We start from the raw sequence: 20867 nt of genomic DNA, 5'->3' as shown, positions 1-20867 counted from the left end.
TCCCGCCCTTTTCTTATGCCGCGGCCGGGGGATCGGCGGGCGGGTTTTCCGCCGGCTTCGCCGGTGGCGGCTTGGGAGCGGGCACCTCGGCTATCGCTTCGGGCCTGGCTGCCTCGGGCGCCGCCTCCGGTTCGGCCGGCGGAGGCGCGCCAGCGTCCTTGAGGTTCTGGCAGAGCGAGAGCATGGCGCGGGCGATCTCGGCCTCGCCCATGATCGTCAGCGTCGCCCCGCACTTGGTGAGATGCGCGACCTCGGCATCGGAATGGGCGCGGGCGACGATCGGCAGGGCCGGATTTTCGGCACGGGCCTGCTCGCAGACCTGCCCGGCCTCGAAGCTGCCGGGGATGGCGACGAAGAGGCGCACGGCCCGTCCGACTGCGGCGGCGGAGAGCACCTCTGGATCGGCGGCGTTGCCGACGAGGAGTTCGGCGCCGTCGCGCTTCGCGGTGGCGACCGCGTCGGGATTGTCCTCGATGACCAGGAGCTTCGCGCCCTGCGAGAGCAGGCCGGCGCCGAGCAGGCTGCCGACGCGACCATAGCCGACGACGACGATATGGTCGGTGAGGCCGGTCGGAGTGATGTCGCGTTCCGGCGGAGCTTCCGGCTGCGGCTCGGGTGCGGCAGTCGTCTCGGCTTCGCCAGCTTCGGGGGGCGCCGCGGGCTTCGGCTTGGCGGCCGGGGTCTCGGGTGCCAGACGCTCGGCCAGTGCGAAGACCACCGGGTTGAGCAGGATCGAGAGGATCGCGCCGGCGAGGATCAGGTCGCGCCCCTGCGCCGGCAGGATGCCGAGCGCCGTGCCGAGGCCGGCGAGGATGAAGGAGAATTCGCCGATCTGGGCGAGCGAAGCCGAAATGGTCAGGGCCGCGGTCTGCGAGCGGCCGAAGGCGCGCATGATCAGCCAGGCTGCGACGGACTTGCCGATCAGGATGATGGCAAGCGTGGCGATCAGCGGCCCCGGCGCGCGCAGAAGGATGCCGGGGTCGAAGAGCATGCCGACCGAGACGAAGAACAGCACCGCGAAGGCGTCTCGCAGCGGCAGCGTTTCCTCGGCTGCGCGCTGCGAGAGCGGGGATTCCGACAGGATCATGCCGGCGAAGAAGGCGCCGAGCGCGAAGGAGACGCCGAACAGGGTCGCGGCCGCATAGGCGACGCCCAGCGCAACGGCCAGAACCGCCAGCCGGAAGAGCTCGCGCGAGCCGGTATGGGCGACCCAGTGCAGCACCCAGGGGATGACGCGGCGGCCGATGACGAGCATGAAGGCGAGGAAGCCGATCAGCTTGGCGAAGGTCAGGCCGAGCACGCCCCAGAGGCCGAGGTCGAAGCGGGTGGCGAGCGGCGCGCTGCCACCGGACGGCGTACCATTGATGATCTCGGCCAGCACCGGCAGCAGCACCAGCGCCAGCACCATCGCGATGTCCTCGACGATCAGCCAGCCGACCGCGATGCGGCCGCGCTCGGTCTGGACCAGCCGCCGCTCCTGCAGCGAACGCAGCAGCACGACCGTCGAAGCGGTGGAGAGTGCCAGGCCGAAGACCGCTCCCGAAAACCAGCTCCAGCCGAGCCATGTGCCGAGCCCGAGCCCGAGCAGCGTTGCGATGCCGATCTGGACGACGGCGCCGGGCACGGCGATCGCCTTCACCGAGAGCAGGTCCTTCAGGGAAAAATGCAGGCCGACGCCGAACATCAGCAGGATGACGCCGATCTCTGCCAGCTCGTTGGCCAGGTTCTGGTCACCGACGAAACCCGGCGTGAACGGGCCTGCGGCGACACCGGCGAGAAGGTAGCCGACGAGAGGCGAAATCCGCAGTCTCTGGGCGAGCGCCCCGAAGACGAAAGCAAGGCCGAGGCCCGCGACAATGATGGCGATCAGCGGGCCGTTATGCATGGGTCTCCCAAATCCGAAAGGTCAAGAAATCAAGATTGTTTGAACATTCCGAGCATGGGGTTTCGAGCCTGTGATTTCAACCGAAGGACGTACGACTTTTCAGGCTTTCGCTGACGAAAATTCCGGCCGCCGGGAATGGCGGGCGATGCAGTCAGGCCTTCGGCTTCTCCAGCAGGATCTGGCCCTGCTTCTCGACGCCGATCTTGAGCTTCTCGGCGAAGACCGCGAGCATCCAGGGCAGCGTCACCTCGACGCGGATCAGCCTGTCTTCGACCTCGACGCGGCCATGGACGGTCTGGCCAAGCGCGCCGACGCCGAGATGCAGGGCATCGCCCTCCCAGCGCTCCTCGACCAGTTGCATCCGGACCATGCCGAGCCGGTCGCGGATCGTGTCGATGCCGCCGCGCAGACGCGCCAGCGCTGCGTCCCGGCCGAGATCATGCGAGATGGTGATGGAGACGGGTTTGCCCATGACAGCTCATCGGAAAGGAAGAGAGGGCTCTACATGGCAATGGCGGCGGCATTTTTCCAGCGCCGCCGGGCCGGGAGACCTCGCGGGAGATATCTGCTAACCGGGCCCGAGAGGAGCCCTGGAAGCCGTCATGTTGCTGGAGCGAGCGAAGAAGTGGGCGCGCCTGCTGAAGCGCGACGTGATCGCGCTGTGGATAGCGGCTCGCGACAGCCGGACGCCCTGGTATGCGAAGCTCGCGGCGGGTGCGGTCGCGGCCTATGCGCTCAGCCCCATCGACCTCATCCCGGATTTCATCCCGATCCTCGGCTATCTCGATGACCTGATCATCGTGCCGATCGGCATCCTCCTCGTGGTTAAGCTCATTCCCGAGCCGTTGATGGCCGAGTACCGGGCGATGGCGGCAGGGCAGGCCAGGCAGGCGAGCCATGGCGGCATGATCGCGATACTGGCAATCTGGATCGCGGCTGCAGCCGCGCTGCTGTGGTGTGTGTGGCCGGGAGGATCGCGCTGAACCTTCAGTCCCAGACATGGAAAAGCCCGCCGAACGGGCGGGCCTGGTTATCCATCGCTTGTGCCGGAACGCCCGGCTTTCGTCGGCCTCAGTCGCGGTCGTTCAGGCGCTTCTGGCCGGTCTGGGTGACCCGCCAGATGGTGCCGTCCGACTCGACGAGACCGCGATCCTGCAGGGAATGCAGCATCGTCTCGTCGAAGATGAAGTGACGGGTCTCCTCCTCGATGCTCTCCAGTGCGATCCATTCGGGATCGGAGAGAACGAACGGGTGAGCGATCTGGAGGTGCTGAACATGCATGCGCGTCTCCTTCTCGTTGATTGCCCCTGTTCCAAGGTCAGTCGCATCCAATCATGACGCGGTCATGGCCGAACAGGTGAAGAATCGTGACCCAGCCGTTTTGTCGCGGATTGGAACCCGGCCGCGCCCGCTTCGTTCTCTCGCCATGACCCCTTTCAGAAACGGAGAGACCGCCATGGCGATCAGCAGCAACAGCTTCCCGCCCGACGTTCCGAGGGCTGCCGACGAGGCCGCAGAAACCGTGAGCGCGAGCGTGAGCAGCCTGCGCGGCAAGGCGGCGGAATTGGCGGACAAGGCCAGTGAGACCGTCAAGGGCGGCTATGAGCGCGCCAAGGAGGCCTGGGACGAAGCGGAACCGCTCGAGGCCGTGCGCGGTAGCGGCCAGGCCGTGGTGCAGAGCGTGGAACGCCATCCGCTTGCGGCGCTGGGCCTCGGCGTGGCCGGTATCGGCCTTGTCGCTTGGGCGATGCTGCGCAGCCAGCCCTCGTCCGGCTGGGAGCGCTATCAGCCGGATTACGGTCGCTGGCGCGGCTGGCTCCGGGATTACGGTTCCGAGGCTGCGGACGCCGGCAACCGGGTCCTGAAATCGGGTAGCGGCTGGCTGCGTTCGCATCGCGACGTCGCGGATGACTATGCCGATCGCGCCAATGATTATGCGGCGATGGCTCGCGATTATGCCGACAGGGGCGGGCGCATGCTGGCGAAGCGCGCCGAGCGCGAACCCATGGCGGTCGTGGTCGGTCTCGGGCTCGCAGCCTATGTGATCGGCTCGCTGCTCAGCGCGGCTTCGGCCAGCGAGCCGGCCGCGGCGCCGGCACGCAAGCGCGCTGCCCGGCGCTGAACGCTCTCGGTCGAGAGGCTTTGGGCATGAAAAAGCCCTGCGGCACACAGCGCCGCAGGGCTCGGTATATCCGGGGATCCTCCGAGCTGGAGCCCCTTTGTCTTACCACCAGTAGCCGCGACGGCCGTAGTAGCCGCGGCCGTAATAGGCGCGGTTGTCGGCAGCGATCAGGGCGCCACCGATGACACCGGCGGCGACGCCGGCGGCGACGGCAGAACCCGCCTCGTTCGAGGCGCGACGGTTCTCAACATAGTTCGCCGAGCGGCACTGCTGGTAGGCGCGGCTGCCGGGGCGGAAGCCCTGGGACTCGCAGGTCACTTCGGCGTCGGCCATCGACTCCTGCGCGGTCTGACAACCGGCGAGAAAAGCAGCCATGGCGCCAACGATCAGAATGCTACGCATATTTTATCCCTTTTCAGCCTCCCATTGGCCTGAAGCGACTTAAGAGCAGCCGCGTCGGCAGGTCAAGAATGACGCGGGCTTTGCGTTAAAGTTCGCACGTCAAATCGCGACAATTCCGCTGCAATTGTGACGTTTCCGTCGAATGGACGAGCGGTGAGGTGGTTTCGCGCCGGCGCGGGCTTGCATTTGGAGCGAAGCGGCGGAACATGCGCGCGAGATCCGATCAGCCCAGCCCGGACGCGACGATGCCCCGCTTCTTCATCCTCCTGCCGGCCCTGCTGCTCGGCGCCTGCACCTATCACACGTCGCGCAGCAGCATCGTCGTGGTGACCGATACGAAGAGCGTTGTGGAGAATTGCAAGGCGCTGGGCCAGGTCGACGGGCAAGACAGCTCGCAGGCGATCATGCCGCTCGACAAGACGCGCGATTCGGTGGTCGCGCGCCTGAAGATCGCCGCGGCGGAGAAGGGCGGGACCCATGTCTTCGCCACCGCCGCCGATATCAAGTGGAAGGGGCCGGATACCAAGGGCACCGCCTACATGTGCTCGCCCTGAGGTGCAGGGCCGCCACGCCCTTCCTTGCCGGGTTCGTCAGCTCTTCAAGAGCCACTCATGCTCGGTGGCGTTGTGGAACTTCCAGGTCCGCCTCGGGCCGGCCATGACGTTGAGATAGTAGAGATCGTAGCCGTGGCAGGTGGCGCAGGGGTGATAGCCCTTGGGCACCAGAACGACGTCGCCATCTTCGATCGCCATCGCCTCGTCCAGGCTGCGGTCATCGGTATAGACGCGCTGGAAGCCGAAACCCTGCGGCGGGTTCAGCCGGTGGTAATAGGTCTCCTCCAGATGGGATTCGCGCGGCAGGTCGTCACGGTCGTGCTTGTGCGGGGGATAGCTCGAGGTATTGCCAGCGGGGGTGATGACCTCGACCACGAGCAATGAATCCGCCGGCTCGTTCTCGGGCAGGATGTTGGTGACGTGGCGGGTGTTGGAACCCTTGCCGCGGGTTTCCTGGCCGAGATCGTCCGGGCTGATGACGCGGACGGGCAGGCCGCCCTCGAGCCCAGGCGCCGTGCAGACGGCGAGCTCCAGATTGGTGGTCGCGGTGACCGACCAGTCGGAACCCTCCGGCAGGTAGACCGACCAGGGCTTGCCCTCGAAAGGGCTCATGCGCTGGCCGAGTTCGCCGAGCGCCCTGCCGCCGGCCGTGACCGTGCCCTTGCCGGTGACGAAGACGAGGCAGGTCTCGCGGTCGCCGGTCTGCGCCGAAACGGTCTCGCCCGCCTTCAGGCGGTGCAGGTCGAAACCGACATAGGTCCAGCCGGCATTTTCCGGCGTGACATGTGTGACGCGACCGCTCGTGCCCTGCGGCTTGACCTTGAGATGGGACATCGGCTGTTTCCTATCCTTGGGCGATCAAACCAGCCCGGCTTCCTTGATGAAGCGGCTGAGATTGGCGTGGCCGAGCTTCGCATAGGTCGCGGGCTCCGCCTTCTTCGGATCCTGCTCGGCCTCGACCACGATCCAGCCCGAATAACCCTGCAATTCCTGGAGCACGCGGACATAGTCGATCAGGCCGTCGCCCGGCACGGTATAGACGCCGGCAAGCACGGATTCGAGGAAGGACCAGTCCTCGCGGTTCGAGCGCCACATCACCGCCTCGCGGATGTCCTTGCAATGGACATGGTGGATGCGCGCCTTCCAATGACGGGCGATCCGGGCGGGATCGCCGCCGCCCCAGGTGGCATGGCCGGTATCGAGGAGGAGGCCGACGGCCGCGCTCGTGACGCCCATGAACCGGTCGATCTCGGCCTCGGTCTGCACCACGGTACCCATGTGATGGTGATAGACGAGCTGGAGGCCGTATTCGGCCTTCAGGGCTTCCGCGAAATTGGTGTAGCGCGCGCCGAAATCGTCCCAGCGGTTCTTCGGCAGGACGGGACGGGCCGAGAGCGGCCTGGTGATGTCGGAATGGATCGCGTTTGAGGTCTCCGCCGCGATCAGGACCGAGCAGCCCATGTCGCGCAGCAGCGTCGCATGCGCCTTCACGGCGACCATCTCGGCGGCGGCGTCACGGACGAGCAGTTCGGTCGAGTACCAGCCCGAGACCAGGGCATGGCCGTGGGCGTCGAGGATCGGCTTCAGCTTCGCCGCGTCGCGCGGAAACTTGTTGCCGAGCTCCATGCCGGTGAAGCCTGCTTTGTGGGCCTCCTTCAGGCAGGTTTCGAGCGGGATGTCGCCGCCGATCTCCAGCATGTCGTCATTCGACCAGCCGATGGGGTTCGCGCCGATGCGGATCATGTGTCGGGTCTTTCTCGCCTATGGGAACGGCTTAGTTGCCGATGGTCTGACGCTTGCGTCGTTCGTCGTAATTCGCTCGCGCCGTGCGGACCTGCTCGCGATCACTCACCTCGGGCACCGCGACATCCCACCAGGCGCCGCCGGCACCGGTCGAGATCAGCGGGTCGGTGTCGATGACGACGACGGTCGTGCGGGTGTTGGCCTTGGCCTGCGCCAGTGCTGTTTCGAGTTCGGCAATCGAGGCTGCCTTCACGGCGATCGCGCCCATGCTGGCGGCGTGCTGGACGAAATCGATTTCCGGCAAGGTTTCGTACCTGCTGTCCTTGAGCAGGTTGTTGAAGCTCTGGCCACCGGTCGCGTTCTGCAGGCGGTTGATGCAGCCGAAGCCGCGATTGTCGAGCAGGACGATGGTGAGCTTGAGGCCCAGCATCACCGAGGTCGCGATCTCGGAATTGAGCATGAGATAGGAGCCGTCGCCGACCATGACGACGACCTCCTTGTCGGGCCGAGCCATCTTGGCGCCGAGCCCGCCGGCGATCTCGTAGCCCATGCAGAAGCCGTATTCGGCATGGTAGGTGCCGGGCGCGCCGGCCTGCCAGAGCTTGTGCAGTTCGCCGGGCAGGCCGCCTGCCGCATGGAGCAGGATGACGTCGGAGCCCAGCGTGCGCTGGACCGCGCCGATGACCTGCGCGTCCGAGGGCAGGGACGCATTGCTGGCGGCGGTCGCCTTGCCCGCTTCCTTCTGCCAGTCGGCCTTGCCGCTCTTGGCATTGTTGGTCCAGCTTTCGGGGGCCTTCCAGCCGCCGATGGTCTCGGCCAGTTCGACCAGGCCCTCACGAGCGTCGGCAACCAGGGGCAGGGCGCGGTGCTTGCCGGCGTCGAAGGGCTGGACGTTGAGGCCGATGATCGTCTTTTGCGCTGCGCCGAACAGTGCCCAGGAACCGGTGGTGAAATCCTGCAGGCGGGTGCCGACGGCCAGCACGAGGTCGGCTTCCGCGGCGAGTCGGTTGGCCGCGCCCGTGCCGGTGACGCCGACGGCGGCCATGTTGAGCGTGTTATCGTCGGGCAGGGCGGATTTGCCGCCTTGCGTCTCGCAGACGGGTATACCGGTCGCTGCCGAGAAGCGGGCGAGTTCGTCGCTGGCGCCGGAATAGAGCACGCCGCCACCGGCGACGATGAGCGGCTTCTTCGCGGCTTTCAGTGCTTCGGCTGCGGCCTTGAGTTCGGTGCGATCGGCGCGGGAGCGGCGCGGCGTCCAGAGGCGCTCAGAAAAGAAGCTCTCGGGGTAGTCATAGGCCTCGGCCTGCACGTCCTGGCAGAGCGCGAGCGTGACCGGGCCGCATTCGGCCGGATCGGTCAGCACCTGCATGGCGCGGGTCAGCGCCGGGATGATCTGCTCGGGCCGGGTGATGCGGTCGAAATAGCGCGAAACCGGCCGGAAGCAGTCATTGGCCGAGACGGTGCCGTCGCCGAAAGCCTCGACCTGCTGAAGCACGGGATCGGGAATGCGGTTGGCGAAGACGTCGCCCGGCAGCAGCAGCACCGGCAGGCGGTTGACATGGGCGAGCGCGGCAGCGGTGACGAGATTGGTCGCACCGGGGCCGATCGAGGTGGTCGCGGCCATGAAGCGGCGGCGCATGTTCGCCTTGGCATAGGCGATGGCCGCATGGGCCATGGCTTGCTCGTTATGGGCGCGGAAGGTCGGCAGGCGGTCGCGCTCGTGCCAGAGCGCCTCGCCGAGGCCGGCGACATTGCCATGGCCGAAGATCGCCCAGACGCCGCCGAAGATGGGCAGGCGCTCGCCGCCGATCTCGGTCATCTGCGCGACGAGATAGCGCGTCAGCGCCTGCGCCATGGTGAGGCGGACGGTGCTCATGATCTCTGTCTCCGAGATGGAAGCTATGCTGCCTTCCGGCCGCGCGTGGCAAGCCAGAGACCGGTCAAGGCTTCGAAGCGCCTGGCCATGTCGGCGATCGCCGCTTCGTCGTCGAGCTTGCCGGCAAGCCAGCCCTCCGCCGCGCTCATGAAGATGGTACGGCCGACGGCGAAGCCCTTGACGATGGGGGTGCCGGCAGTGGCGGCGAAGCCGGCTTCCAGCTCCTCCGCGGGAGCATCGAGCCCGAGCAGCAGCACGCCGCGGCACCAGGGATCGTGCTTGGCGATGGTCTTCTCGATCGCAGTCCAGGCGGCGGGGGAGGATTGTGGCTCCAGCTTCCACCAGTCGGGCTTGATGCCGAGCGCGTAGATTTCCTCCAGCGCCCGCGAAATCGTATCGGGACCGAGCGGGCCGTTCTTGCCGGCGATGATCTCGATCAGCACTTCGCGGCCGACCTTGCGCGCCGCCTCGAACAGGCCGCGCAGCTTCTCCTGCTGCTCGCGCTTCAGCTCCTCGGAATCGTCCGGATGATAGAAGCAGAGCGCCTTGATGCAGTGATCGACCGGCCATTCCGGCAGGAGCGAACCGATATCCTGGCTCGTCTCGAAGCGCAGCGGGCGTGAGCCGGGAAGCTCGACCGGGCGGCCGAGCCAGGCGAAGGGATGGCGGCCGAACTCGAACATCGCCTCGCGGCCATGCTTCTCGTCGAGCAGCATGCCGTAGCCCGGGCGGCCATCGGCGACGCGGGCGGCAGCCTTCACCGCCAGCACCTTGAAATCGCGGATGCGGGCGGGATCGGCGCCGGCCTTCGCGGCGATTTCTTCAAGCTGCGAGCGATGGTCGCAGGCGAGCGCCATCAGCGAGGGGATGTCCCGGCGGCGCGTCGTCGCCCAGTGGATGTGGTTGATGTCCGCGTCCTTGCGTAGCGCGCGGTGCGGGCTGCCGTTCCTGAGGAAGTACTGCAATTCCTCGAAGGTCGGGCTTTCCGGCGAGCAGAGCAGGCGCGAGACGGCGAAGGCGCCGCAGGCATTGGCCCAGGTCGCGGCGGTCTGGAGGCTTTCGCCGCCGAGCCAGCCGCGCAGGAAGCCGGACATGAAGGCGTCGCCGGCGCCCAGGACGTTGTAGACCTCGATCGGGAAGCCCTTGCCGATAATGCCCTTCTCGAGGTCGTCGGGAATCGCGCCCTCATAGACGATGCAGCCCATCGGGCCGCGCTTGAGCACGATGGTCGCCGGGGTCAGCGCGCGGATCGTCTTCAGCGCCGGCAGCAATTCGCTTTCGCCCGAGGCGATCAGCACTTCCTCTTCCGTGCCGATGATGAGGTCGCAGCCGGGCAGGACGGTCTTCATCCGCTCTGACACGGCCTGCGAGGCGATGTAGCGGTTGTCGCCGGCGTCGTGGCCGGCGAGGCCCCAGAGGTTCGGGCGGTAGTCGATGTCGAGCACGACCTTGCCGCCGTTGCCGCGCATCAGCTTCATCGCCTTGCGCTGGGCAGCCTCGGGGCTGGGCCGGGCGAAATGCGTGCCGGTGACCACGACGGCGCGGGCCTTGGCGATGAAGGCTGGATCGATATCGCCTTCCTCCAGCGCCATGTCGGCGCAGTTTTCGCGATAGAACAGCAGCGGGAAGGACTTGTCGCTCTCGACCGAGAGGATGGCGAGGGCGGTCAGGCGCTCGGGGTCGGTCTTGAGGCCGTCGAGGTTGACGCCTTCGCGGCCGAGCTGCTCGCGCAGGAAACGGCCGAACTGCTCGTTGCCGACGCGGGTGAGCAAAGCCGAGCGCAGGCCGAGCCTGGCGGTGCCGATGGCAATATTGGCCGGGCAGCCTCCGACCGACTTGGCGAAGGAGGTGACATCCTCCAGCCGCGAACCGATCTGCTGACCATAGAGATCGACCGAGGCGCGGCCGATGGTGATGACGTCGAGCGCCTGCGTCGATCCGCCGAGCGGTCCCGTCATGTCTGTCTCCCGGCAGCGCTGGTCATCGGAGCCGAATGGCTCCGGTGGCGGGAATGAAATAATAATTCCAGTATTTCGTCAATGCGGAATGTCTATTCCTAAATCTTTAGGCTTGGCCGCCGCGACGGGCCTTGCCGCGCCCGGTCCGGCGGGCTTCGCCGACGCCGACGGCGAGCGCCATCGAGAGGGCCATGGTCGAAGCCAGCGTGCGGAACCCCCCGAAATCCGCCTCGGCGACCTCAAACCAGAGCTTGGCGATGCTGGCGAGCGGGGAGAAGGCGCTGTCGGTGATGGCGACGAGCGGTACGCCGCGTTCGGCGAGGCCGCGCGCATCCTCGATCGTGGCCGGCGCATAGGGTGAGAAGCTGATGACGAGGACGGCATCCTTCGGCGTGGCGAAGGCGATGATCTCCGGATCGAGGCCAGCGGCCGACTCGACGAGCTGGTTGCGGACTTCGAGCTTGCCCAGCGCATAAGCCAGATAGCTCGCGATCGGATAGGAGCGGCGGCGAGCAAGGATATAGATCGTCTCGGCGCGGGCCAGCACATCGATGGCGCGGTCGAGCGTGCCCTCGTCGAGGGTGCGGCTCATCACGTCCAGCGACTTGCGCGATGCGGTGAGGAAACCGTCGAGGATGCGGTGGTTGCCGGCAGCCGTTCCGTCGCCGCCCCGCAGCGTGTTGAGGCGCTCCTCATAGCTGGAGTTGCGCTCGCGCAACCTTGCGCGGAAGACGCCCTGCAGGCTGGTGAAACCGTCGAAGCCGAGATGCTGGGCGAAGCGGATCAGCGTGGAGGGCTGGACGCCGGCCGAGACCGCGATGCTGGCGGCGGTGCCGAAGGCGATCTCGTCGGGATTGTCGAGGGCATAGGCTGCGATCTGGGCGATGCGCTTGGGCAGGCTCTCACGCTGGGCGAGGATCGATGCGCGCAGTTCGTCGAAATCGCGCGGCAGCTCCGCAACGGCGGTGTCGCTCATCCTGGATTCCCGTTGAGGTCCCTGTTGGCGACAGTTCTGGCAGCGATGCGGAAATGGAGCAAGCGTTCCAATAGAGGAATGAACGCTCGACCTTGGCTCAGCCCAGCGGCGCGGTCGTGCAGCTCTGGCCGCCATCGACCGGGAGGCAGACGCCCGTGATGAATTTCGCTTCGTCGGAGGCGAGGAACACGGCCGCGTTGGCGATGTCCCAGGCGGTGCCCATCTTGCCCATCGGCACCTGCGCATCGCGGGCGGCGACCATTTCCTCGACGGAGGCGTATTGCGAGGAGATCTGCTTGTAGATCAGCGGCGTGTCGATCAGGCCGGGCATGATACAGTTCGCGCGGATCCCCTGCCTCGCATATTGCATCGCGAGCGCGACCGTTGCCTGGTTCACCGCCGCCTTGGTCGCGTAATAGGCAAAGTACGGGTAGCCGGTCCAGCGGATGGCGGCGAGCGAGGAGATGTTGACGATGGCGCCGCCGCCGCCTTTCAGCATCTCCGGAATCACGGCCTTGGCGCAGCGATAGACCGAGCCGAGATTGAGTTGGAGCGAGGCGTTGAACTGCTCTTCCGACAGCTCCACCGGGCCGCCCATATGGGTGACGCCGACATTGTTGTGGAGGATGTCGAGCCGGCCGAAATGCCTGATGGTTTCAGCGACGCAGGCCTCGACCGAGGCGAGATCAGTGACATTGGCGGCAAGCGCGAGTGCCCTGCCGCCTTCGCCGGCGATGATCTCCGCGGTTTCCTTGGCAGCGTCATGGTTCAGGTCGATGCAGGCGACGCCGGCACCTTCGCGGGCATAGGCGACGGCCGCAGCCTTGCCATTGCCCCAACCGGGGCCGGAGGAGCCGGCGCCGAAGACGATAGCGATCTTGCCCTTCAGCCGGTCGGCCATGGTGCTTGGTCTCTCAAGGTCAGAAATAGGCGCGGGTCATCCCGGACAAGCGGCGAAGCCGCGCCGATCCGGGATCCATGCCTGGACTGTTCCGGCATGGATCCCGGGTCTCCGCTTCGCTACGCCCGGGATGACCCGCGTTTGTGGTTGGCGCCGATCAGCTCAGCGAGCTGCCGACGGCCTTCTCCAGTATCGCCCAGGCCTCGTCGCCGTACTTCTTCTTCCACTCGGCGTAGAAGCCGGCCTTGCGCAGCGCCTCGCGGAAGGCGTCGGCCTTGGTCTCGTTGATCGCCATGCCCTTCGACTGCAATTCGCCCTGCAGGCCGGCATTGAGCTTGGCGACGTCGTCGCGCTCCAGCAGCGCGGCGGCGTTGATGTTCTTGGCGACGATGGCGCGCAGGTCTTCCGGCAGACGCTCCCAGGCGCGACGGTTGGCCAGGAACCAGAAGCCGTCCCACATGTGATTGGTCAGCGAGAGGTATTTCTGCACCTCGAAGAGCTTGGCGGTCGCGATGATCGCGAGCGGGTTCTCCTGGCCGTCGACGACCTTGGTCTGCAGCGCGGTGTAGACCTCGGCGAAGTTGATCGAGGCGGGAGCCGACTGGAAGGCGGTGAACATCGAGGTCCAGAGCGGCGAGACCGGCACGCGGATCTTGAAGCCCTTGAGATCATCCGGCGTGTTGACTGGGCCCTTGGACGAGGTGATCTGGCGGAAGCCGTTATCCCAGATCTTGTCCATGACGACGAGGTTGGCCTTGTTGATCTGGCCGCGGACGTAAGTCCCGAGCTCGCCGTCCATCGCCTTCCAGACCGCATCGTAGTTCGGGAAGGCGAAGCCGATACCGGAGAGCGAGGCGTTGGCGACCAGCGTCGAGAGGATCAGCGGCGAGAGCGTGAAGAACTCGACGCCGCCCGAGCGGACCTGGCTCAGCATGTCGGTGTCGGAGCCGAGCTGGTTGTTCGGGAAGATCTGGATGTCGACCCGGCCGTTGGTCTCCTGCTTGATCTTCGCCACCGCCTCGTTGGCGCGGGCATTCATCGGGTGCGCGACGGGCAGGTTGTTGGCGTATTTATAGGTGAACTCGGCGGCCTGGGCATTGGCGCGGCCGATATGGAAGGTGCCGATGGCGGAGGCGGCGGCCGAGGCCTGGAGCAGTGTACGGCGCGAAATGGTCATGAGCGTTTCTCCTCTGGGATTGTCTGGTTTCTTGTTGTGAGCTTCACAGCACCCAGGTCGAGAGACCGGGCACGAGGGCGATGACGATGAGTCCGACGATCAGGGCGATGAGATAGGGCCAGATCGCGCCCATCGCCTCGTCCGGCGAGACGTTGCCGATCTTGCAGGCGATGTAGAAGCCGATGCCGATCGGCGGTGCCATCAGGCCGATATTCATCGCGGTGACCACGACCATCGAGTAATGCACGTCGTTGATGCCGAGATTCTTGGCGATCGGGAACATCAGCGGTGCCATCAGCACGATCGCCGGCAGGCCCTCCAGCACGCAGCCGAGGATCATGAAGACGACGATGGTGACCGCCATGAAGGTGAGCCAGCCGCCGGGCAGGTTCGCCATGAAGGTGGCGAGGTCTCGGGCGAAGCCGGTCTGGGTCAGTGCCCAGGCCATGGCGAGCGCCGTGCCGAGAATGACCAGGATCGCGCCCGAAAGCGCCGCCGTCTCGACCAGCATCTGGTAGAATTTGCGCGGGCTGATGCCGCCATAGAGTACGATGCCGATGACGAGCGCGTAGAGCACCGCGATGGTCGAGACCTCGGTCGCGGTCGCGACGCCGCCGCCGACCGCGGCGCGGATGATGAAGGGCAGGACGAGCGCCGGTGCGGCGACGAGCGCGACCTTGCCGATCACCGCGAGGGGAGCGCGGCGCACGCCCTTCATGTCCTCCGCCGCCGCCTTCCAGCGCGCGAGGCCCGCGAGCGCGACGAGGAGCACGCCGGCGATGACGAAGCCCGCGTTGAACAGGCCGGCGATCGAGACGCCGGCGACGGAGCCGAGCACGATCAGCACGATCGAGGGCGGGACCGTGTCGGCCATAGCGGCGCCGGTCGACAGCAGCGCGATCAGGTCCTTGGGCTTGTAGCCGCGCCGCTTCATCTCCGGGAAGAGCGCGGGCGCCACGGTCGCCATGTCCGAGACCTTCGAGCCGGAAATGCCCGAGACGAGATAGAGCGAGCCGAGCAGGACATAGGACATGCCGGCGCGGACATGGCCGAGGAGGGACGCCAGGAAATCGACGATCGCCTTGCCCATGCCGGTGGCGTCGAGGATGCAGCCGAGCAGCACGAAGATCGGCACGGAGAGCAGGATGAGGCTCGACATGCCCTCGTCCATGCGCCCGATCATCACGATCATCGGGACATTGGTCGAGAAGGCGAGGAAGGCGAGCGTGCCCAGCCCGAAGCAGAAGGCGATCGGAACGCCGGCGACGAGGCAGGCGGCGACGACGCAGACCAGGAAGATCAGGATGTTGTAGTAGCCGAGGGTCTTCAGCGTCGGACCGAGCAGCCAGAAGGCGAGGCCAAACCCGCCGATGATCAGGACCGAAGCCGCGATGTCCGCCAGGCGCCCGGTCTTGAAGGCGTAGCGGATCGTCAGCAGCAGCATCAGCACGATGCCGACGGCGATGGCCGAGACCCGCCAACTGACTGGGATGTTGAGTGCCGCCGAGGTGACGTAGCTCTCTTCCACGGCGTAATCGATGGCCGGGTAGACCATCGCGGCCAGGAAGGTGGCTACCGCCAGCAGCGCAAGCGTCTCGACGAATTCGCGCAGGCGCGGCGGCATCATGCCGACGAAGAGCGTCAATCGCAGATGCTCGTTGCGGTCGACCGCGATGGCTGCGCCGAGCATGGCGAGCCAGATGAAGGAAATCGAGGCGACCTCATCGACCCAGACGAAGGGCAGCGAGAAGACATAGCGCGAGACCACGCCGAGCAGCAGTACGCCGATGATGAAGGCGACTAGGGCTGCTGCGACGATCTCGACCGGGCGCATGATGGCCGAGCCGGGGCGCGCGCCCTCGTTCTCGCTCAGGTTCTCGGGGATATGCAGCGTATCGACGACATCGACCATGTGGCGGCCTCAGATGCCGGTCGCCGGGCGCGATCCACCCGTTACGCAGAATGCCTCGAGGGCCATCGTTCCGTTCCTCCCTTCGCGCCGATCTTGTGGTGTCGTCGGCGTCGATTGCGGTCCACACTGTGAATAGCTGGGCAGTGGGACGGGCCGCAGATTACACGAGGGGGACGGCATTGCAATCCGCAAAGCGCCCATCTACGGTTGGGAGATAAGAATAAGGTCCATATCATGGACCGCTTGGAGGAGCGTTTGCCGCAGAATTCCATGGCCGAGGCCGGACTATCCGGCTCGCAGAGCGTCGACCGCGCTCTGGGGCTGCTCTCGCTGATCGGGCGGGAGCCGGCCGAAGGCCTGCCGCTCGGCGAGATCGTCTCCGGCAGCGGCCTCAACAAGCCGACGACGCGGCGCCTGCTGCTGGCGTTGATGCGGGCGGGGCTGGTCGAGCAGGAGCCGCAGACGCGACGCTATTGCCTCGGCGAGGAGGCCTTCGTGCTCGGCGTGCTGGCAGCGCGGCGCCACGGCTTGCTTGAGATCGCGATGGACGGCCTGCGACGCCTCTCGGCCGAGACGCAGGATACGAGCTTCCTAACCGTTCGCCGTGAGAATTACGCGATCTGCCTGCATCGGGAGGAGGGGACCTATCCGGTGCGGACCCACGCGTTGCAGACCGGCGACCAGCATCCGCTCGGCGTCGGGGCCGGCTCGCTCGCGATGCTGGCGGCGCTGCCGGACGACGATGTGGACCGCGTGCTGGCAGCTAGTGAAGCCGTGCTGTTGGAGCGCTATCCCGGATTTGCCCCGGATGCCCTGCGGACCGATGTCGTGGCGACGCGCGCGCGGGGCTTCTCGCTCAATCCGGGTAAGGTCGTCGCCAGTTCCTGGGGCATCGGCCGGGCGTTCCGCTATCCGGACGGGCGGGTTGCTGGCGCGCTTTCCATCGCCGCGATCGACAGCAGGATGATGCCGGCCCGGCAGGCTGAACTCGCCATTCTCCTGACGCGCGAAGCCGAACGGCTGGAAGCGCTGCTCCAGCAGATGTTCGTATCCAAACGGGCGGCGCGGCCCACCATGCCCGCCGCGCCGCGATCCATCGAGACAGGGAGAGCCGCAAGATGAGCTCTGCAAAGCCAGCCCCGACCGGGGGCGTCGTGCCGATGACCCGGCGCGTGATGAACCTCGCCCATATCGCGACGCAGAACGCGCGGCGCCTGCCTGCGCATCCCGCCTTCATCTGGGGCGAAAAGGTGCTCGACTGGGCCGAGATCGATGTGCAGGTCTCCGCGCTGGCTGCGGGCTTGAGGGCGCGCGGCATCGGCAAGGGCGACCGGCTGCTGGTCCATTCCAAGAATTGCGACGCGATGTTCGTCTCGATGTTCGCGACCTTCCGGCTCGGTGCCGTCTGGGTGCCCACCAATTTCCGCCTGTTGCCGGACGAGGTCGCCTATCTCGCTACGGCTTCCGGCGCCAAGGGCTTCCTCTGCCATAGCGATTTCCCGGAACATGCGGCGGCCGTCGCAGCCGCGAGCCCGGCGCCGGAGTTCATCTGGCGGATCGGGGATGGCGCGTTCGGCGAGGACGAAGTCGGGGCGGTGATCGCGCGCCATCGCGGCGAGAAGGTCGAGAACGCAGCCGTCGAGCATGACGATCCCTGCTGGTTCTTCTTCACCTCCGGCACGACCGGGCGCTCCAAGGCGGCCGTGCTGACCCATGGCCAGATGGGTTTCGTCATCACCAACCATCTCTGCGATCTCGTACCCGGCTCGACCGAAAGGGATGCGTCGCTGGTGGTGGCGCCGCTCTCGCATGGCGCCGGCGTGCATCAGCTCATGATCTCGGCGCGCGGCGCGACCTCGATCCTGCTGCCGACCGAGCGCTTCGACATCGACGAGGCCTATCGGCTGATCGCGAAACACCGGATCAGCAACATCTTCACCGTGCCGACGATCCTGAAGATGCTGGTCGAGCACCCCGCGGCCGACAGCCACGATCATTCGAGCCTGCGCTACATCATCTATGCGGGCGCGCCGATGTATCGCGAGGACCAGAAGGCGGCGCTGAAAAAGCTCGGCAAGGTGATCGTGCAGTATTTCGGGCTGGGCGAGGTGACCGGCAACATCACCGTGCTGCCGCCGGCCCTGCACGAGGCCGAGGACGGGCCGAATGCCCGCATTGGCACCTGCGGTTTCGAGCGCACCGGCATGCAGGTGCAGATCCAGGACGATGAGGGGAAAGAGGTCGAAGCCGGCGTGCAGGGCGAGATCTGCGTGATCGGGCCGGCCGTCTTCGCCGGCTATTACGACAACCCTGAAGCCAATGCGAAATCCTTCCGCAACGGCTGGTTCCGCACAGGTGATCTCGGCCACATGGACGAACAGGGCTTCGTCTACATCACCGGCCGGGCCTCGGACATGTATATCTCCGGCGGCTCGAACATCTATCCGCGCGAGATCGAGGAGAAGATCCTGACCCATCCCGCGATCGCCGAGGTCGCGGTGCTCGGCGTCCCCGATCCGGTCTGGGGCGAGATCGGTATCGCGGTCTGCGTCAACCGGCCTGGCCAGAACGCGACGGAAGGTGAGATCGCGGATTTCCTCGGGCCGAAGATCGCCCGCTACAAGATGCCCAAGCGCTTCCTGTTCTGGGAGGCCCTGCCGAAATCGGGTTACGGCAAGGTGCCGAAGCGCCTCGTCAAGGACGAGCTGGAAAAGCGCGGCGAGCTCGACTTCCTGAAGGGGAAGGCGTCGTGAGGCGGATCCAGCAGCCCGGCACCGGCACGCCCGAGCGCATCCAGTGGGTGGAATGCGGCGGGCGTGCCTTTTCGCTGAGGTTGCCGGCTGGCATGCCCTTGCTGGAGGCGGTGAGCCGCGGCTTCGCGGCCGAGGGGGTCGCGTCGGGCGTGGTGAAGCTCGATGGGCTCAAGCTCTCGCCCTTCGCCTATGTGATGCCGGCGCTGTCGAAGACGCCGGAGCATGCGGCCTTTTACAGCGAGACCTTCCGGCCGGAGGACGGCGCGCGCATTGAGGTTGGCGCGATGACCTTCGGCCAGCGCGACGGGGCGCCGTTCTTCCATGCTCATGCCTTGTGGGTGGAAGGCGACGCCAAGCGCAGCGGTGGTCATATCCTGCCGGACGAGACGACCGTGGCCGAGACGATCACGCTGCAGGCGGTGGGACTCAGCGGCGCGGTGTTCACGGCCGAGCCGGACAGCGAGACGCATTTCAAGCTGTTCGGGCCGGTGGCGGCGGGGTCAGGCGGTGCCGGGGCAGGGCGGTTTTTTGCGCTGCGCGTGAAGCCAAATGTCGATTTCTGTGGTGCGCTGGAAGCGTTCTGCGTTGAGCGCGGCATTCGCGAGGCGGTGATCCATGGCGGCGTCGGCTCGACCATCGGGGCGCGGTTCACCGATGGCGGAGTCGTGGAGAACTTTGCCACGGAGATAGCGATCACCGACGGGCGGATCGTGGCTGGTACTGGCGGATTCGAGGCGGCAATCGATGTCGCGCTCGTCGACTATAGCGGCGCGCTGGCGAGCGGGCGCTTGGCTCGGGGCGATAACCCGGTGCTGATGACCTTCGAATTGGTGCTGGAGGCTCGCTGACGCGGCGTCGCATCAACCAACAAGGGAGGCGCCGTCATCCCGGACAAGCCGCTACGCTCCGCCCGGGATGACAAGGAGGTTGAGTTTAGTTTCCCCTTTGCTTCGCGATCTCCCGGTTGCGCAGGTCTTTGCGCATGATCTTGCCGGTCGCGGTCAGGGGCAGCTCGGTCACGAATTCGACCTCGCGCGGATACTGATAGGCCGCCAGCCGGTCGCGGACGAAGGCCTGAATCTCTGAAGCCAATTCTGCCGTTGGCGTCACATCCGGCTTCGGCAGGACGAAGGCTTTGACGATCTCGGTGCGGACGGGATCAGGCACGCCGACCACCGCGACCATCAGCACGGCCGGGTGGCGGATGATGCAGTCCTCGATATCGCCTGGCCCGATGCGATAGGAGCCGGAGGAGATGATGTCGTCGTCGCGGCCCTGGAACCAGAAATAGCCCTCCTCGTCGCGCGCGCCGCTATCGCCGGTGACGAGCCAGTCGCCGATGAACTTTGCCGCCGTGGCCTCGGGCTGGTTCCAGTATTCGAGCATCATCACGGGATCGGGGCGTGCGACCGCGATCAGTCCCTGCTCGCCATCAGGCAGTTCGCGGCCTTCGGGCGAGATAACCGCGACGCGGTGGCCGGGCACGGCGCGGCCCATCGAGCCGGGTTTTACGGGATAGAGGCTCGCGCAGTTGGAGACGAGCAGGTTCGCCTCGGTCTGGCCGTAGAACTCGTTGACCGGGAAGCCGAAGGTCTCGCGGCTCCAGTCGAGCATGTCTGCGCCGAGCGTTTCGCCGCCGGTGCCGATCGAGCGCATCGCGTAGCCGAAGCGCCGGGGATTGCCGATCTGCCGCATCAGCTTCAGCGCGGTCGGCGGCAGGAAGGCGTTGCGCACCTTGTGCCTGTTCATCAGCGCGAAGGCGGCTTCGGGATCGAATTTGCGGGCGCGGGAGGCCAGAACCGGCACGCCGCAATAGAGGCTGGGCAGGAGCACGTCGAGCAGGCCGCCGATCCAGGCCCAGTCTGCCGGGGTCCAGAACAGGTCATGCGGTTGCGGGAAGAATTCCTGCGGCAACTGCACGCCCGGCAGATGGCCGAGCAGGACGCGATGGGCATGCAGAGCGCCCTTCGGCTTACCCGTCGTGCCGGAGGTATAGATGATCACGGCGGGATCGTCGGCGCGCGTATCGGCGGCGGTGAAGCGGTCGGAGGCCCTCGCCATCTCCGCCTCGAAATCGAGATGGCCGGCGCCGCCGACGACGAAAATCTTGCGCAGGTTCGGCAGGGCGTCGCGGATCGCCTCGACCTTGCCGATATTCTCGGCGTCGGTGACGAGCACGCTGGCGCCGCTATGGCCAAGCCGGTGCTCCAGTGCCTCCGGTCCGAACAGGATGAAGAGCGGCAGGGCGATGGCGCCCAGCTTGTAGGCGCCGAGATGCGCGATCGCGGTCTGCGGCGATTGCGGCAACAGGATGCCGACGCGCTCGCCAGGCCCGATGCCGTGATGGGCAAGGAGATTGGCGAAGCGATTCGAGGCGCGGGACAATTCATCGAAGGAGAGCGTCGCGACCTTGCCGCCGTCCTCCTCGAAGATCAGGGCAGGTTTGCCGGTTCCGTCAGCATGGGCGTCCGAGCAGGCGGTGCCGATATTGAAGCGCTCCGGTATGCGCCAGGCGAAGGCGTCCAGCGTGTCGCGGTAGGTCGCGCGGCGTTCGAGCATAATCGGCTCCGGTCTTCGCATGCGTTTGTGCCGATCCTGCCCAGCCGAC

Annotated in this window: 19 protein-coding genes; 6 read left to right on the top strand and 13 right to left on the bottom strand. The window is 66.5% G+C overall.

Going from position 1 to position 20867, the window contains the following annotated elements; translation table 11 throughout:
• Nucleotides 1-13: 13 nt before the first annotated feature.
• Together Q9235_RS03115 and Q9235_RS03110 are read right to left on the bottom strand one after the other, a co-directional pair.
• Nucleotides 14-1885: a cation:proton antiporter domain-containing protein gene (locus Q9235_RS03115; protein WP_306225333.1), complete on the bottom strand. Its 1872-nt coding sequence runs from the start codon at nucleotides 1883-1885 to the stop codon at nucleotides 14-16.
• A gap of 151 nt (nucleotides 1886-2036) precedes the next feature.
• Entirely contained in the window at nucleotides 2037-2357 is a 321-nt protein-coding gene (locus Q9235_RS03110) for a polyhydroxyalkanoic acid system family protein (RefSeq protein ID WP_306225332.1), read from the bottom strand.
• Nucleotides 2358-2487: 130 nt separating this feature from the next.
• On the opposite strand from Q9235_RS03110, the gene Q9235_RS03105 reads away from it, so the two are divergent.
• Nucleotides 2488-2868, top strand: a complete 381-nt coding sequence (locus Q9235_RS03105) for a YkvA family protein (protein ID WP_306225331.1) — start codon at nucleotides 2488-2490, stop codon at nucleotides 2866-2868.
• Nucleotides 2869-2956: 88 nt separating this feature from the next.
• Here Q9235_RS03105 and Q9235_RS03100 read toward each other — a convergent pair whose 3' ends face one another.
• Nucleotides 2957-3166: a hypothetical protein gene (locus Q9235_RS03100; protein ID WP_306225330.1), complete on the bottom strand. Its 210-nt coding sequence runs from the start codon at nucleotides 3164-3166 to the stop codon at nucleotides 2957-2959.
• A 175-nt stretch (nucleotides 3167-3341) separates the two neighbouring features.
• Here Q9235_RS03100 and Q9235_RS03095 point away from each other — a divergent pair, with 175 nt between their 5' ends.
• Nucleotides 3342-4007, top strand: coding sequence for a hypothetical protein (locus tag Q9235_RS03095; protein WP_306225329.1), 666 nt, complete (start codon nucleotides 3342-3344; stop codon nucleotides 4005-4007).
• Between the two features lie 102 nt (nucleotides 4008-4109).
• On the opposite strand, the gene Q9235_RS03090 is transcribed toward Q9235_RS03095, so the two are convergent.
• Nucleotides 4110-4409, bottom strand: a complete 300-nt coding sequence (locus Q9235_RS03090; RefSeq protein ID WP_306225328.1) for a hypothetical protein — start codon at nucleotides 4407-4409, stop codon at nucleotides 4110-4112.
• Between the two features lie 245 nt (nucleotides 4410-4654).
• Between Q9235_RS03090 and Q9235_RS03085 the strand changes: the two genes are divergently transcribed.
• On the top strand, nucleotides 4655-4963 hold the full coding sequence (locus tag Q9235_RS03085; RefSeq protein ID WP_306225327.1) for a hypothetical protein: 309 nt from the start codon (nucleotides 4655-4657) through the stop codon (nucleotides 4961-4963).
• Nucleotides 4964-4999: 36 nt separating this feature from the next.
• On the opposite strand, the gene iolB is transcribed toward Q9235_RS03085, so the two are convergent.
• From iolB to Q9235_RS03045, 8 genes are all read right to left on the bottom strand, one after another.
• Entirely contained in the window at nucleotides 5000-5797 is a 798-nt protein-coding gene (gene iolB, locus Q9235_RS03080) for a 5-deoxy-glucuronate isomerase (protein WP_306225326.1), read from the bottom strand.
• Between the two features lie 24 nt (nucleotides 5798-5821).
• Nucleotides 5822-6706 carry a myo-inosose-2 dehydratase gene (gene iolE, locus Q9235_RS03075; RefSeq protein ID WP_306225325.1) on the bottom strand — a complete coding sequence of 295 codons (885 nt, stop codon included), beginning with the start codon at nucleotides 6704-6706 and terminating at the stop codon, nucleotides 5822-5824.
• A gap of 31 nt (nucleotides 6707-6737) precedes the next feature.
• The gene (gene iolD, locus Q9235_RS03070; protein WP_306228097.1) at nucleotides 6738-8585 is read right to left on the bottom strand and encodes a 3D-(3,5/4)-trihydroxycyclohexane-1,2-dione acylhydrolase (decyclizing); all 1848 of its coding nucleotides are present in this window, start codon (nucleotides 8583-8585) and stop codon (nucleotides 6738-6740) included.
• Nucleotides 8586-8605: 20 nt separating this feature from the next.
• Nucleotides 8606-10540 carry a bifunctional 5-dehydro-2-deoxygluconokinase/5-dehydro-2-deoxyphosphogluconate aldolase gene (locus Q9235_RS03065; RefSeq protein ID WP_306225324.1) on the bottom strand — a complete coding sequence of 645 codons (1935 nt, stop codon included), beginning with the start codon at nucleotides 10538-10540 and terminating at the stop codon, nucleotides 8606-8608.
• 106 nt (nucleotides 10541-10646) lie between these two features.
• Nucleotides 10647-11516, bottom strand: a complete 870-nt coding sequence (locus tag Q9235_RS03060; protein WP_306225323.1) for a MurR/RpiR family transcriptional regulator — start codon at nucleotides 11514-11516, stop codon at nucleotides 10647-10649.
• Between the two features lie 97 nt (nucleotides 11517-11613).
• Complete coding sequence (locus tag Q9235_RS03055; protein WP_306225322.1) at nucleotides 11614-12417, bottom strand: SDR family NAD(P)-dependent oxidoreductase; 804 nt, start codon at nucleotides 12415-12417, stop codon at nucleotides 11614-11616.
• Nucleotides 12418-12574: 157 nt separating this feature from the next.
• Nucleotides 12575-13594 (bottom strand): TRAP transporter substrate-binding protein, encoded by a 1020-nt coding sequence (locus tag Q9235_RS03050; protein ID WP_306225321.1) that lies wholly within the window; start codon nucleotides 13592-13594, stop codon nucleotides 12575-12577.
• Nucleotides 13595-13637: 43 nt separating this feature from the next.
• A complete protein-coding gene (locus Q9235_RS03045; protein WP_306225320.1) occupies nucleotides 13638-15506 on the bottom strand; it encodes a TRAP transporter large permease in 1869 nt (622 codons plus the stop codon).
• Between the two features lie 234 nt (nucleotides 15507-15740).
• On the opposite strand from Q9235_RS03045, the gene Q9235_RS03040 reads away from it, so the two are divergent.
• The 3 genes from Q9235_RS03040 to Q9235_RS03030 are packed head-to-tail and all read left to right on the top strand — an operon-like array spanning nucleotide 15741 to nucleotide 19107.
• Complete coding sequence (locus Q9235_RS03040; protein WP_306225319.1) at nucleotides 15741-16628, top strand: IclR family transcriptional regulator; 888 nt, start codon at nucleotides 15741-15743, stop codon at nucleotides 16626-16628.
• Nucleotides 16625-18259 carry an acyl-CoA synthetase gene (locus Q9235_RS03035; protein ID WP_306225318.1) on the top strand — a complete coding sequence of 545 codons (1635 nt, stop codon included), beginning with the start codon at nucleotides 16625-16627 and terminating at the stop codon, nucleotides 18257-18259. Before Q9235_RS03040 ends, Q9235_RS03035 begins: the two co-directional genes overlap by 4 nt.
• Complete coding sequence (locus tag Q9235_RS03030; protein WP_306225317.1) at nucleotides 18256-19107, top strand: PCC domain-containing protein; 852 nt, start codon at nucleotides 18256-18258, stop codon at nucleotides 19105-19107. The genes Q9235_RS03035 and Q9235_RS03030 overlap by 4 nt, the downstream gene beginning before the upstream one ends.
• 85 nt (nucleotides 19108-19192) lie before the next feature.
• Here Q9235_RS03030 and Q9235_RS03025 read toward each other — a convergent pair whose 3' ends face one another.
• Nucleotides 19193-20818, bottom strand: a complete 1626-nt coding sequence (locus Q9235_RS03025; RefSeq protein ID WP_306225316.1) for an acyl-CoA synthetase — start codon at nucleotides 20816-20818, stop codon at nucleotides 19193-19195.
• Nucleotides 20819-20867: the final 49 nt, after the last annotated feature.

Origin of the sequence: Bosea beijingensis (genome assembly GCF_030758975.1) — a bacterium.
Lineage (GTDB): Bacteria > Pseudomonadota > Alphaproteobacteria > Rhizobiales > Beijerinckiaceae > Allobosea > Allobosea beijingensis.
Note: the sequence above shows the minus strand (reverse complement) of the source record. Positions and strands in the feature narration are given on the sequence as shown.